Consider the following 14,316-nt stretch of genomic DNA (forward strand, 5'->3'; position numbering starts at 1 on the left):
ACAGGCATTATTGGTGCATCGGTTGTGCTGCTTACCGTGATGTCGCTGCCCAGTATGATGCGGCAAGGCTATCACCTGCCTCTCGCGCTTGGCACTGTAGCTTCCGCTGGCACACTGGGAATCTTACTGCCGCCTTCTATCATGCTTGTGATCATGGCGGATCAGCTTGGGCTTTCTGTTGGCGACCTGTTTATGGGCGCTATCATGCCCGGATTATTACTGGGTAGCCTGTACATACTTTATATCCTGTTTGTTGGAAAAGTAACGCCAGATAAAGCCCCCGTCCCTAACGATGTTGAGCCTGTTGACTGGAGTTTGATCTTGCAGGTTTTCAAAGACATCACTCCAACGGTGGTGTTGATATTGTGCGTACTAGGTTCCATCTTTGCCGGCGTCGCCACCCCTACAGAAGCGTCAGGCATTGGTGCTCTGGGGGCAACATTGCTCGCGGCCTACAATAGGAAACTGAATCCGAAAGTATTGAAAGAAGTGCTTCTCGCTTCCTATGGCACCACCGCTTACATCTTTATGATTTTTCTGGGAGCTTCCTGCTTCGCTTTGGTATTGAGAGAGCTGGGGGGAGACGAACTCATCGAATCATTCCTGAGCGGTCTGCCCTTTGGGCCATACGGAATCATCGCCTTTATCCTGATGATTGTGTTTTTGCTTGGCTTCTTCTTGGACTGGATTGAGATCACCTTGATTGCGTTGCCTTTACTGGCTCCGGTCATTTCAAGCTTAGGCATTGAGTTAGATGGGCATGGTGTGGTCGACAACCCTAGTTTGGTGTGGTTTGTTATGCTGGTTGCCATGGCTTTGCAAACCAGTTTCCTGACGCCTCCAGTTGGGTTCGCGTTGTTCTATTTAAAAGGCGTCTGCCCAGATGGCGTTGCACTCAGGGACATTTATCGCGGCGTTATCCCTTTTATCGTGATTCAGCTTATCGCTCTTATCTGTTTGGTTATATGGCCGCAGCTCGTCTTGTGGTTCCCGAGTGTCGCCTACGGATAATTTTCAAACTGTCAGCCTCCCCTGTGGAGGCTGGCTCGTGACCCTCTGTTGTCTCTAAATTGCAAATGGCTTCTATCAGTTACATTGAAAGAAAGAGTGCATCGTAACATTCCACCCGAAACCATGATTTCGATTGCAGAGCAAAGTGCATATTTGCAGTATCTCGCACTAACCGAATTCATTTAGAACCTACCCAATCTATGGTCATTGAATGTTGAAGAGAATCCTGGCTACAGCATTGTTCTGCTCTGTTGTTATCGCTACTACTTTTAAATTCTCTGTTTCTGAAGAAAGGCTAATGCTCTGTGCCTTAGGGGCAGATGTCAGCTTGCTAAGCGAAAAAGGCTGCTACCAATATTTCTACGTTTTCGGCGTATCTTCTGAGCTGAAAGACATTGTGCAAAGAGGATACGGCATTAGCCCGATATTAAGCGCAAATACAGAAACACGGTTCTTGATCGCCAAGCAGCTCATCTCATCAGGGGTAGATATCAATCAGCCAAACCCGACGGATGGTCTAAATATGCCCCCTATCCACAGCACAATTTTGCAAGACGACCTGGAAGGGTTTAACTGGCTGGTCAGAAATGGCGCTGACTTGAATATTGTTTATGAGCAAACTGGTGAGGATGTACTGGCTTTTTTAAACGCCATGTATCTAGAACATCCAACGCACAATCGCCAGCACATGAGAGAACTGATCCTAAACTCCCCGATCATTTATTCAGGATCTTGAGGGCATCACTGGTTCCCCTAAAAAATCATTAGCCCATCCAATCGTTTGCATTGCTCATCAATTAAGCAAACAGATTTTTCACTGCTGACAATCCCCCTTTCTTTTTGTACGATGCGCAGCTTAAAGTCGAAAGACTTTTGTTCCAGTGAAGATGAACAGGAGAGAGACATACCCTAGTGTATGTCCGCCGAAGAATTAATTATTTCAGGCAAAGTGGACTGTCGTTGGAGGAACCTCTGGAGAGAACCGTTAAATCGGTCGCCGAAGGAGCAAGCTTCGAAAGAAGTGAAACTCTCAGGCAAAAGGACAGAGGAGTGAAAGGCAACATTTTTAACCCATTACTGGGAAAATCATCCGTTTTCTGGGATCTGCTTTTGTAGAAACCTCCTTTCTCTCTTCTCCTTATGTTGTTGTAATTAAGGGGAAATCATGCAAGAACTGCATTCTATTTTACTTACCATTGATAATCTGGTCTGGGGACCGCCACTGCTTTTACTGCTGGTGGGAACAGGCGCTTACTTTACATTCAAACTGAACCTGATTCAGTTCCGCCACTTACCGAAAGCACTGAAAATGGTGTTTGGCAAAGATCCGTCTTCTGGCAATGGGGATGTATCCAGCTTTGCTGCTTTGTGCACTGCCCTTTCCGCGACTATCGGCACCGGTAACATTGTGGGTGTCGCAACCGCAATCAAATTGGGTGGACCGGGCGCACTTTTCTGGATGTGGCTTGCTGCTCTGTTTGGAATGGCAACCAAATACGCAGAGTGCTTGCTTGCTGTGAAGTACCGCCAGAAGGACAGTAAAGGTCAGATGGTCGGCGGTCCTATGTACTATCTGCGAGACGGTGTTGGATCTAAGTGGCTGGCGTCTCTGTTCGCGATCTTTGCGTTGGGTGTGGCGTGTTTTGGTATCGGCACTTTTCCGCAAGTTAACGCGATATTGGATGCCACACAGCTTTCATTTGGCTTACCACGTGAAATTTCTGCCGTTGTCCTAACCCTTCTTGTTGCTTTCGTCACGCTTGGAGGTATTCAGTCCATTGCGCGCGTCGCAGGTAAAGTCGTCCCGACAATGGCTCTGCTCTACATTAGCGCGTGCGCGAGTGTGCTGGCAATGAATGCCGACCAAGTCATTCCTGCCATTCAGCTTGTACTGAGCTCTGCCTTTACCAACACGGCTGCCACTGGCGGTTTCTTGGGTGCAAGCATTATGCTGGCGATTCAATCCGGTATAGCACGAGGCGTGTTCTCGAATGAATCTGGTCTGGGAAGCGCCCCTATTGCAGCAGCAGCCGCGAAAACCGATTCTTGTGTGAAGCAGGGGCTGATTTCGATGACGGGCACCTTCTTCGACACCATTATCATTTGCACCATGACGGGTCTAACTCTGATTCTGACGGGGGCGTGGCAAGGGGATTTGGCGGGTGCAGAAATGACGACCTCCGCTTTCGCAATGGGGCTAAGCTCAGAAACCTTTGGTCCGATGCTGGTTTCCGTCGGGCTTATCTTCTTTGCATTCACGACGATTTTGGGCTGGAACTACTACGGCGAACGCTGCGTGGTGTACCTAATGGGTACCAAGGCGGTTCTGCCATATAAGATTGTGTTTGTTTTACTGGTGGCATCTGGTGCCTTCCTGAAGCTGGATATGATTTGGCTGATTGCCGACATCGTGAATGGCTTGATGGCTATTCCTAACCTGATCGGTCTGATTGCTTTGCGACACGTTGTCGTAGAAGAAACCCGACTCTTCTTTGAAAAAGTTGCAGAGCCTTCACAATTAGTGGCAAAACATCAAAACTAATAAAGTAACCATTGATAGCCCGCATAAAATCCGGGCTTTTTATTTTCATAAAAAATATCAATTATAAAAATAATTTTATAATTTATTTAGATCTTATAAAAATATTTCTTTAGCTTATTCTCTAAACACTCTAGGAGAATAGCTTATGAACCACTTCCCATTTAAAAGCCAACAGCACAAAGAAGAATATTTAAACTATTACCAATCCCAGTTAATATATTGGTCAAAGCCTTATGAAGAAATTAAAATAAAAACCGATTTTGGGATCACCAATGTTCGAATTAACGGAGATAAAAACGCACCTCCATTGATTCTATTTCATGGGGCTGGAACTTGTTCTTTGCAATGGTTATTGAATATTGAAACGCTTTCCAAGTACTTCCGTACCTATGCCATTGATGGACTGATTAACCTTGGATGCTTAGGGAAGAGTATTCCAGAAAACTCCATTAAAAATGAGCATGATGCAGCTAAATGGATAGACGGATTACTCAAGGGTTTAGGCATTACCGCCCCTATTCAGATACTGGGCTCAAGTTATGGGGGTTGGCTTGCTAGCCACTACGCGAAACAAAGACAAGAATCGATTGATAAGATGATACTGGTTGCGCCCGCAGGTTCTATTCTCCCTTTGGACAACAGGTATCAATTTCGAAGCATGCTAATGCATATTTTCCCATTTAAATTTGTTCGAAATCGTTATTTCAAATGGGTATTTAAAAATTTATTCAATCAAAACCCTGAGTTATTTTCATCGGTTATACAAGACTTTGACATATCATCAAGAAGTTTTATTCCCATTAATCCTAAAGCGTTACCTAAAGCAGAACCTTTAAACAACATGGAAATAAAAACCTTAGACATACCGACCAAAGTAATTCTGGCAGAAGATGACGTTATTTATTCTTCCAGAGAAGCCGAATCACGAATTAAAGCATTAAATGAGAAAATAGAGGTACAGACTTTGGAAGGTGCAGGTCACGATTTGCTGCTGACCCACACCGACTGCATCAATCAACTGGTGGTAGATTTTTTACTTGATCGCCAGCGCTAACGCTCGTCGACCAGCAATTTAACACCCAAGCCAATCAACACCAGCCCTGTGGCGCCTTCTATTATTTTTAAGAAGCTTTCGCTTTTCAGCAGTTGTTTGGCTTTATTGACCATTACTACTAACCCGCCCTGCCACACCATGGCAATCACAAAGTGAATTGTCGCCATCAACATGGATTGAGCCAGTGCGCTGCCTTGCGGGTCGATAAACTGAGGCAGGAATGCAAGGTAAAACACCGCCGTTTTGGGGTTAAGCACGTTGGAAAGAAATCCTTCTCTTAGTGCAATTAAGCTGGATACATCACCTGTCTTATCTGCATCTGTCATGGTATTCCCATGCGATCCAAACAATGCGTGAATCGAACTGATGCCCAACCATATCAGATACGCCGCTCCGACCATCTTCAACGCCATAAACCACTCTGCCGACTGCAATAAAATGGCGGAAATTCCGATGGCAGAAAACGTCGCATGAACAAACAAACCACAGCAAATCCCGAAGCTGGTAAGAAAACCATGTTGGCTCCCTGCCCTTGTGGTGTTTCTGATCACCAGTGCAGTGTCTAAGCCTGGTGTTAAGGTCAGAATGGTAATTGCAATTAAAAAAGCTTCAATATTCAGGATTTGCATCGTATTTCCATATCAATTCGCTCAATGTGAATTTATACCCCAAATCACCCTCAGTCCCAAATTTTGAGCGGCTTGGCTCAGGTCACAGGACAAAAAATATTTACGATTTTGTTCCATGCGATTATGCGCGAGGCTTGGTATAGTTGGCTCCGTCAAAACACCAACCATGTAACAAGGAAAACCATGAGTTACTACAATAGATTGGTAAAACATTGCCAAAAAATATCTCGCTTTGAACACCTTGATGCGATCTGTAGCTGGGACGCCGCCGCTGTGATGCCTTCTGGTGGTAACGAAGCCCGTTCTGAAGCGTTGGCTGAGCTTTCTGTACACCTGCACCAACTTTCTACCAAACCAGAACTGGCGGAGTGGTTCGACAAAGCTGAATCTGAGTCTTTGAGTTCTGATGAAAAAGCCAGCCTTGCGGAAATGAAACGCATCTGGCAACAAAAAACCGTGCTGCCAGACGATCTGGTTGAAGCGCAATCACTCGCAGGTTCTAAGTGTGAACACGCATGGCGTACCCAACGTGGAGACAACGACTGGGAAGGCTTTGAAAAGAACTGGGCTGAAGTGGTTAAGCTTTCTAAGGAAGAAGCGCAAATCCGCGCAGAAGCAACGGGGAAAACACCTTACGATGCGATGCTCGACCTTTACGAACCTGGCGTATCAACAGAGGCCCTAGAAACGGTGTTCAGCGATGTGAAAAGCTGGCTACCTGAGTTGATCAACCAGGTCATCGACAAGCAAGCCAAAGAAGAGATGATTCTGCCTACGGGCACATTCAGCGCAGCAGACCAAAAGGCACTGGGCTTGGATGTCATGAAACTGTTGCAGTTCGATTTTAATCACGGTCGTCTTGATGAAAGTGTCCACCCTTTCTGTGGTGGTGTTCCAACCGATGTTCGCCTGACCACTCGCTACGATGAAAACGACTTTATCCAATCAATGATGGGCACCGTGCACGAAACGGGTCACGCGCGCTACGAGCAAGGTTTACCTAAGAAATTTGCAGGCTTACCTGTAGGTGAAGCGCGTTCTATGGGGATCCATGAGTCACAATCTCTGTTCTTTGAAATGCAGATTGGTCGCAGCACACCTTTCATCCAGATTTTGGCAGACAAAGCACGCCAGCAATTCCAACGCAGTGAAGACGCGTCTTTCTCGGCAGAGAACTTCCATAAGCTATACACTCGCGTTGAAAAAGGCTTTATCCGAGTGGATGCCGATGAATTGACCTACCCTGCTCACGTGATTCTTCGTTACGAAATCGAACGCGATTTGATGAACGGTAAGATCAAGCACACCGACGTACCAGAGCTTTGGGCAGAGAAAATGCAAGCTTACCTAGGCTTAGATACACGCGGTAACTTCACCAATGGCTGTATGCAAGACATTCACTGGACAGACGGCAGCTTCGGTTACTTCCCAAGCTACACACTAGGTGCCATGTATGCAGCGCAGTTTATGTCGACAATAAGGCCGTCTATTGATGTTGATAGTGCAATACGAAGTGGAGATTTAAGTCCAATCTTTACTTGGCTATCTGACAATATTTGGAGTAAAGGCAGCCTGTTAGCCACTGACGATCTCGTCAAGAATTGTACAGGCGAGACACTCAACCCTAAGCATTTCAAAGAACATCTAATAAATCGATATTTATAAAACCAATAGAGCAGTGCTTAAACGCACTGCTTTCTATTCAGTAAAAGACAAGTTGCATCAACTGGTCATAAGAAGCTTTGGTATCACCACAAGTTTTCACATGGTAAATTTTTTCATCGCTTCCAAAGTAATAATCGTTTGACCTATTTATGTTTCTATAACTACTCTCAACATAATCAAGATCAATTTTTGACTCATAGTAACTGCTATCTTTTACATGCTTTCTCGCACCACGGTCTAAAATAATAATGTACACATCGTATTTTTTGCTCAAGTCACCGTAAACAGATTTATGAATATCCTTTAGTATTTTTAAATTTGTTGCACTTTCACCTTGAGCTGCGCCATATACAAGTGCTGAAATATAGCTTCGGTCCATGATTAGGCTATTATCAAGTGGCTTAATAAGCTCATAAAAATCAACCAAATGACTGCATGTATGAAGTAATTGACGCGCAAAAGAATCAAACTCTGTCGTTCCAGACTTTAGCAATCGTCTTAAAAAGGACAAACTATTAGACCCATTTGGTTGAACTAATAACTCAGCCTTCATAGAATCTTGCAAAAGTTGTGCAATCGTTGTTTTACCAGAGCCGTCGGCTCCTTCTAGTACTATTAATTTATTTTTTTCTTTCAAAAGAGCCGATTCCCCTAAATATTAATTCAATTGCTCTATTACAGTCCAAGGTATGAAAGAGCTCAGCATTTTCCTCTTCCGACAAGCCATTTAAACTAGATATTTCACTCATGTTCAATTTCAATAGGCTATTGGTCATTTCAGTCCAATCCTTGCTAGTTACAACACCATTGAGTTGGTTGTGTCTAGATTGCCAATCAAAAGTAAACTCTTTTGGCGTTTCATTGAATTCAACTAAGTCACACACTCGCTTAGCCACACCACCAAACCCGCCCAATAGGTAAATAGGTTTAGACTCTCTCAGTGAAATTGATATTTCTTCTAACACTCCCGGAAAACATCCGTTATAACCAGAACACTTTCCAGCAACAAATACCCTAGCATCACTATTATTAGCTAAAATAGTCCTCATATTCGTCAAGCTTTTCGCCCATAGCTGTCGTGACACAGAACAGTCAGACTCATATCTATTTGTCTCGGTATCAGTTAGGAATGAGTCTGGTAGTGGAACATCAATTATGCTGGCAATATCGTGGTACTTGGCTTTCCATCTAAGTAGTTGGTCGTTGCTATTTAGGTATATAGGCCAAGCAAGATAATTTATAAGACTTACTTTACCACTATTCATTCTGTCTTTTACTATATTCGCTTCATCAAATATATATTTAGTATGGCCATCTGGCCTTAAATCCCCACCATAAACTAAAATGCCGTTTTTATACAAAACATGTTGAGCAATAGCTTGGGATAATTGTTTAAAGTGCTCGGGAAGTAGACCAAGTTTAAACATGTCTTCTTCATTGGGCTCTGAAATACTAAGTCCAAGCCTAATATTAGTTAGGTCAAGGTCATTGTTTGTTAGCGGGGTTACAACATCTATTCCAAAGTCTTCAAACAGCTTTCGTTCAAACTCGTAGACGGGAGGGTCTGGGTACAGTATTTTGTTTACGTTTTTACCCGATCTATGTATACACTTTAAATCGAAAGGTTCTGGCGGTCTTGTCAAAACATATGTGTTGTCATCATCATATTTAGAAAGAACTCTTTCATTAAAACTAAGCTTCAGCGTTTCTAATAATGCTGATTCAATTATATTAAAAGCATCTTTATTTGACAGAGAAAAGCTATTGCTTATGTTAATTGATGGAACATTAGAAGAATAAGGAAAAACTCTATCCTCACCAAGCTTGAGCGAACTTACTACTACTATAGGGACATTAACTTCTTTTGCATAGTGAATTTCTTTCTGGCACCAATATCTAGAAGAATAACTGTCTGATTGAATCGATATAAGCGTCGACTTTTCAATTCCTCTTTTTATTTCACTGGGAAAACTAAAGCTAGCATGAATATTAGTCGTATCAAAAAAGTTGTCTAACGACGTATTGTCAATTATATTCTTAAGAGATTTCGCTATATCAAGTGCCCATGAATCATTTTTTGCATGACTAAGAAATAAATTAATTGTAGCTTCGTCTCCACTTTCAGATTTTTTCTGATTTACTTTTTTCAATATAGCTTGGCATGCTGCAACCAAAAACTCAGTATTTTTAATTTCATTATCGAATTCGTATTCTCTAATGAAGTTTATATCCGAGTACCAACCACCTAAGTTAAATGATAAATTTTTATCCAGAGCAATCGGAATTACCCATGATTTCCCCGAGTTCAATTGCTGATAGTAATCTCTCCAGTCCTCACTCCCCACTACCGACACACTTGAAAAACATAAAACTATGCTCTTTTCGTTAGCTTCTTCTATCGGAAGGGGTATAGCGCTATTAGTGGATGTTCTATAAAAAACCGGAAAATTAATAGCTCGAGACATAGGTCTTAAAACATCACGGCTAAGATTCTTTAAGAAATAGTCATAATAAGGTCTCACCCGTGAATCATCGTTCGGGTGCCATACAAAGAAAATTTGACCAAACAACTTTGACATCTACTTACCATCGTACCTTTGAAATTCATTTCTGAACATGATTGGGTCACCATTAATACCCTGATCACACTTATTCTTGATTTTGCTAAGCAGCTTACTGGCATGTTCTACAGATACAAACCTATGCCCTGGACCTCTCTTACAGACCAGACCTACAAGTTCACTTGGAATATCAAAACCATTATCTCCAAAATAGTAAAACTCATCAGAAATCAGAACCTTATCAGTTATCCCTGTATCCCTGTCAATGTTTAGCGGATTCGGAGAACCATCTGGGTTACTATGATGTGAATCGTCTTGATTCCAAATAATTTTGTTACTATCATCCGTTTCTTTATGATAAATATTATCTCCATACATCTTCTTGAGACTGCCGTTCATCACTGGCTTTTTATATTGGTAGTTTGAATCGTGATAGTAGTCATTGAAATTCGTTGTTCTTGTAACTTTCATTGCAAAGACTAACCTTGGTTCAACCCCACCAGCCGTAGAGCTTGTTCCAAAGATCCAGTCTCCGACTCGCGCAGACTTACGGATATTTGGTTTACATGTAGCTAGCGTACACTCGTGTCCAAAAGGATTGGGAGCAAACCCATAATCACGTGGAATAACATAAGAAAAATACTTATTTCCCATTAGCAAACCTCTCTCTTAGAGTTGAATTTGCTTTCCCACGGCTGACCAGATGAGTTGGTCCATTCATTATAGTTACCATTTAGTGCATCAATAATTTTGTCAGACTTCCAACCAACTAATGCATCGCCATATTTTTCAAAACTATCTGGTACGTCCGAATCTTTTGCCCCACGCATAAAAACACCAATTATTGGTTTGCCCAAACGATGAGCCAGATCGATCTCCCAGTTTACCCAGTCCCTTGTATGAGTTTCTGGACCAATAAGAACTATCGCTGAACCTGCCCAATTCATCTTTTTCCTGAGAAGAGACTTTATATAATCATCATTATTCGCCTCATTTGGTTTAGTACTATCTATTGAGCTATTCTTGAGCGTATAGCCGTTGTCAGACAACAACTTTTTTAATCCTTGAACACTATCATCATCTTTACCGTAGTGACTTATAAATACATTCTTGCTTTCTTTATCCATACTAAACCTTTTTATTTAAAAGTCTGTTCACAAATTCCTGCTTATTTCCTGTCAAGTGTTGATACAATACTTTCTGCCAATCGTTTATAAAATCAGACTCGAGGTCAACAACAGAATCACATTGGCCAAGCCTCAAAGATTTTTCCCAATCGGATAATTGTTTAAGTTTTTCACTAAAAACATCATATGATTTTATATCATTTACATATTCATACTTATCACATACAAAGCTCGACTTGGATAACTTTTTCAACAAATAATAATGATAGTCATAATAATGAAGATTATTAGCAACATGATAATAAGAACCCATTTTTACATTAATAATCTTAGATATATATTCTTGCATAAAAGTAAAATTAAAAATATTAACTCCAGTCATACCCCATATAAAGTCGTTAGAGCGCATATGTACATGAGCATCTAGTTCATTATTACTATTTATCATAAAATGAATCGTTCTTGTACAAGGAAAATCTTTTGTTTCTTTAACTAAATTATTTTTAAAATTGTCTTTTATGGGGTCTCCGAATTCGATAACAGCTCTTCTTGAAAACTTTTCGGAAGAAAGGCATTCGATCACGTACCTAAGTTGATCAGTCCCAATTTCATTCTGTTCATTAAAATTACTATTAAACTCATAGTCTGTTTCTAAACTATTGTAGCGTCTCAATCTTGGTCCATAACCAGCACGTATATACTTTTTATCGTCAGAAAAGTCACTCAATTTCGGTAAGTATTCAGACATGAAGTCAAGGTCATTTCTACCATTCGCAATCCATAACGATTCTGCATAACCAATGTGTAACGGCCACTTTCTTTCACTTATATTTACAATTCTAGATGTGGGTTCCAGAAGTTTAATGATAATTGGTTCAGTTAACTCATAACACGTAAATCCACGAGTTTCACGTGGTTTAGCTTCTTCTAGGAGAATTTTGGAAGTCTTGACTAGAAGCTCATCGATACTAAAGTAAGTTTCAGAATGCATTTAAAACCTCTATACAACATTTGAAAGTTTCCACTTGGGGGGGAAGAAAAATTCAATTTTATGGTTATTTATCTTAAATTTCTGTTTAATTCTTTTATTACCCATCGAAAGCTCAGGCATCTTAACTCTTAAATATTTATCTGTTTCACAGAAGCAATTTTGGAAATCTATTAAGGTAGGTTCTCTGCCAAACAAGTTTACAAAGTCCAAGGAATGTTTTTGAAGATATTTGATATAATTATCCCTTGTATATCTTATAGCGTCTTCGTAAGTGTAATTTTTTAAATCATAAAAGCACTTATTTATTCCTCTCTTTGCCCCAATCCCAGCCTTAACAAAAGAGTCCTCATCAAAGTTAAAAACTTCTGAGTAATTAAGATCAATGGCGTACTGGTAGGCAAGAAATGGTCCAATAAAGCTTTTACTTGATAGCTCATGGAATAATCCATCGAGAGACTTACTGTTCAATACTTTGGAGATAGACCTACGTGACATTATTTCATTTTCTAGCATAGAAAGCCATTTCTCGTGCTTATATCTAAAGCCATCATTGTATCTAGAGTGGCTACCAGTCATTAGGTATGCAGCACTAAATATTGGTTGATGCTTTATTCTTTCTGATAGCAAATCTGCTATTTCTCTCGCATGAAAATTAGATGCGCCAATCTTCCCCAGCCTATTTTCTATATATTCCCACGTATCAATGCGGTTAAATATTTTAAATAGTATAACTCGTAGCAAAATGTCTTCTTCCGAATAACTTCCGGAATATATGACATTTTTTATCAGGTATTGTGATACTCTGTCTGCACTGCGGTAGACATTAGTAAACTTGTAGGTTTCAAGGATCGGGTCAGTCGTAAGCGATTCTGTTTTTTCAAGCCATAGTACCTATCCCAAAAAATCTTCATTCTTTTGCTCATAAAGTAGAAATAGTATTTATAAGCTTCTTTCCTAATTTTCACTATGACTCCTGACCCGCTGCTACAAAGGACTTATAGGGTAGCTCACGTTAATACCTAATCCTATAATATGCAAACAATTGGTATGCACCCATATTAAAATTGTGACAAAAGAACAAGTACTCAATGTATCCTTTACATGTAGCACGAAGCGTAATCGCACTTGTAGCCTTACCCATGATTAACCCTTAAAACAGTCAATAAAGGTTGAATCCACCATAAACTTACAAGCGTAACATCATGAATTTGAGGTATGTTTAGTAAATGCTATCTTTGGCTGGTCCACTAAAGTGTTTCAAGTCCTAGAAGCTGGAATTAAAATTTTTAAAGGGTCAATTTCAGTATTTTGTTATCAAATGATTTTAGTATTGTTTCTACACTTAGAATAAAGTGTGTACAAGGTGTAAATTCACTAACATATAATTCGATAGTCTATTGGTGAAGGATGTACATCAATAAAATTACATCCAACCGATAACTTCAACATATATTAAAATTATCAACTGCTAGGGAAAAACAATCAGATAAAATAGTGTTTGAAATTTGGTAATTACCACAGATGATTGTTATTTTGATAATATAATTTAGTTCTCCATCACCAACACATACAGGCTAGCTCGCGGTGACAATCTTGTTGTAGTCGATCATTACAGCGGTTTAGAAGATACTGGGATTACTTTTAGGGCGTTAAATCGAAACGTGACATCACACCAAAAATCTAGCTAGATTAATGAAAAATCGAATGTTTTCTCAGATTCGATACTAAATTTAGTGCATATTTCCTCATAGAATTAATATTTGAGGTTCAGTATGGCTACGATAGGTAAGTGCAATATCAACAATCTTATGTTGTCACGAGAAAGCTTAAAAGCAGTTGATGATATCAAGTTTATCCTAGAGCAAAGTAATTACGCATTGCTTGTAATGGGTACAATTCCTCTACTAGACCTATTTCTTGACAAGGGTAAGACAGCAGGAAAACTGATTAGTATCGCTGCGTACGATTGGGTAGAGTTTGGTAATGTCTTAATGAAAACAAATGCAATTACCCGTAACAGAATTAGGCTCGTGGCAGAGCCAATGACGTGGCGAAAGAGCGGTAGAGAGGGTGATTTTTGGAGGTGTGTTTCTGATGCTACGAATAAATAAACTGCTGCTATTAGCATTAATTTCTAGTAGTACAATGGCTAATCAGAGTTTAGATAAAGCTATTGCTATTGCTGATAGTGTGGTCGGTTTTTGCTCTACCTTAGAGCAGTCCAATACGCCCGAATTCCCAAAGAATGAATACTTTGAGTCGCTAAGTATTGACGACAAAAGAGATGTAATTACTTTTCTCTGGATTGAGAATACAGAAAACTGTCAGCGACCAGCTTTAAACAGTGTGTTGAGTGAAGTCAAGAAGCTACCAATACCAGCTCAAAAGCCATTCATTAATCTTTACACGCCATCCAGCGGATTTAAGTACATTCAAGATCTGGATATAGAAAAAATCGTAAAATTAAGAACTCAGTTTAATCAGCCATTCAATGGTAGAAAGACAATCGAAAGTCTTGGGTTGATGCCTACCGAGGCAACTGAATAACGTTGGAGAACTTTGACATCAAAAAAATGCCAGCTACTCAATCGGCTGGTATTTTTAATCGCGACATATCATTTTTATCTGATCTCACCCCCCCCCTCACCTAAACCTCTGCCGATATTGAGTAGGCGACATACCTTTGTATTTCTTAAACAGCCGGTTGAAGTTGGATCGGTTGGTGTAACCAACGTT

13 protein-coding genes, 1 pseudogene and 2 riboswitches are annotated in these 14,316 nt (G+C 40.5%); of the genes and pseudogenes, 6 read left to right on the forward strand and 8 right to left on the reverse strand.

What is annotated here, in order from left to right; translation table 11 throughout:
- From RH89_RS04510 to RH89_RS04525, 4 genes are all read left to right on the forward strand, one after another.
- On the forward strand, positions 1 to 1,011 hold a 1,011-nt coding region (locus RH89_RS04510; RefSeq protein WP_004399659.1), incomplete at its 5' end, for a TRAP transporter large permease.
- 211 nt (positions 1,012 to 1,222) lie between these two features.
- Positions 1,223 to 1,747 carry an ankyrin repeat domain-containing protein gene (locus tag RH89_RS04515; RefSeq protein WP_022589152.1) on the forward strand — a complete coding sequence of 175 codons (525 nt, stop codon included), beginning with the start codon at positions 1,223 to 1,225 and terminating at the stop codon, positions 1,745 to 1,747.
- Positions 1,748 to 1,893: 146 nt separating this feature from the next.
- Positions 1,894 to 1,978: riboswitch (glycine riboswitch) on the forward strand.
- Positions 1,979 to 1,980: 2 nt separating this feature from the next.
- A riboswitch (glycine riboswitch) is annotated at positions 1,981 to 2,060 on the forward strand.
- Between the two features lie 116 nt (positions 2,061 to 2,176).
- The gene (locus RH89_RS04520) at positions 2,177 to 3,553 is read left to right on the forward strand and encodes an alanine/glycine:cation symporter family protein (protein ID WP_004399664.1); all 1,377 of its coding nucleotides are present in this window, start codon (positions 2,177 to 2,179) and stop codon (positions 3,551 to 3,553) included.
- A gap of 145 nt (positions 3,554 to 3,698) precedes the next feature.
- Complete coding sequence (locus RH89_RS04525; RefSeq protein ID WP_004399667.1) at positions 3,699 to 4,607, forward strand: alpha/beta fold hydrolase; 909 nt, start codon at positions 3,699 to 3,701, stop codon at positions 4,605 to 4,607.
- Here RH89_RS04525 and RH89_RS04530 read toward each other — a convergent pair.
- Positions 4,604 to 5,236: a LysE family translocator gene (locus RH89_RS04530; protein WP_004399668.1), complete on the reverse strand. Its 633-nt coding sequence runs from the start codon at positions 5,234 to 5,236 to the stop codon at positions 4,604 to 4,606. The two genes, RH89_RS04525 and RH89_RS04530, sit on opposite strands and share 4 nt — an antisense overlap.
- 183 nt (positions 5,237 to 5,419) lie before the next feature.
- Here RH89_RS04530 and RH89_RS04535 point away from each other — a divergent pair, with 183 nt between their 5' ends.
- Complete coding sequence (locus RH89_RS04535; protein ID WP_004399669.1) at positions 5,420 to 6,901, forward strand: carboxypeptidase M32; 1,482 nt, start codon at positions 5,420 to 5,422, stop codon at positions 6,899 to 6,901.
- Positions 6,902 to 6,938: 37 nt separating this feature from the next.
- On the opposite strand, the gene RH89_RS04540 is transcribed toward RH89_RS04535, so the two are convergent.
- The 6 genes and pseudogenes from RH89_RS04540 to RH89_RS04565 form a co-directional block, all read right to left on the reverse strand.
- A complete protein-coding gene (locus RH89_RS04540; protein WP_004399670.1) occupies positions 6,939 to 7,538 on the reverse strand; it encodes a dTMP kinase in 600 nt (199 codons plus the stop codon).
- Entirely contained in the window at positions 7,522 to 9,480 is a 1,959-nt protein-coding gene (locus RH89_RS04545; RefSeq protein ID WP_004399673.1) for a TIR domain-containing protein, read from the reverse strand. Before RH89_RS04545 ends, RH89_RS04540 begins: the two co-directional genes overlap by 17 nt.
- Positions 9,481 to 10,116, reverse strand: a complete 636-nt coding sequence (locus RH89_RS04550) for an Nmad2 family putative nucleotide modification protein (RefSeq protein WP_004399674.1) — start codon at positions 10,114 to 10,116, stop codon at positions 9,481 to 9,483. It lies immediately after the preceding gene.
- Positions 10,116 to 10,589, reverse strand: a complete 474-nt coding sequence (locus RH89_RS04555) for a TIR domain-containing protein (protein ID WP_004399677.1) — start codon at positions 10,587 to 10,589, stop codon at positions 10,116 to 10,118. The genes RH89_RS04550 and RH89_RS04555 overlap by 1 nt, the downstream gene beginning before the upstream one ends.
- A gap of 1 nt (position 10,590) precedes the next feature.
- Positions 10,591 to 11,580, reverse strand: a complete 990-nt coding sequence (locus tag RH89_RS04560) for a thymidylate synthase (RefSeq protein WP_004399678.1) — start codon at positions 11,578 to 11,580, stop codon at positions 10,591 to 10,593.
- A 9-nt stretch (positions 11,581 to 11,589) separates the two neighbouring features.
- Positions 11,590 to 12,438: pseudogene (locus tag RH89_RS04565) on the reverse strand (nucleotide kinase domain-containing protein); the annotation flags it as partial.
- 1,236 nt (positions 12,439 to 13,674) lie between these two features.
- Here RH89_RS04565 and RH89_RS04575 point away from each other — a divergent pair.
- The gene (locus RH89_RS04575; RefSeq protein WP_004399681.1) at positions 13,675 to 14,127 is read left to right on the forward strand and encodes a hypothetical protein; all 453 of its coding nucleotides are present in this window, start codon (positions 13,675 to 13,677) and stop codon (positions 14,125 to 14,127) included.
- 96 nt (positions 14,128 to 14,223) lie between these two features.
- Here RH89_RS04575 and RH89_RS30485 read toward each other — a convergent pair.
- Positions 14,224 to 14,316, reverse strand: a 93-nt coding sequence (locus tag RH89_RS30485; RefSeq protein WP_139063226.1) for a helix-turn-helix domain-containing protein, incomplete at its 5' end; no start/stop codon positions are given.

Origin of the sequence: Vibrio nigripulchritudo ATCC 27043 (assembly GCF_000222685.1) — a bacterium.
GTDB lineage: Bacteria > Pseudomonadota > Gammaproteobacteria > Enterobacterales > Vibrionaceae > Vibrio > Vibrio nigripulchritudo.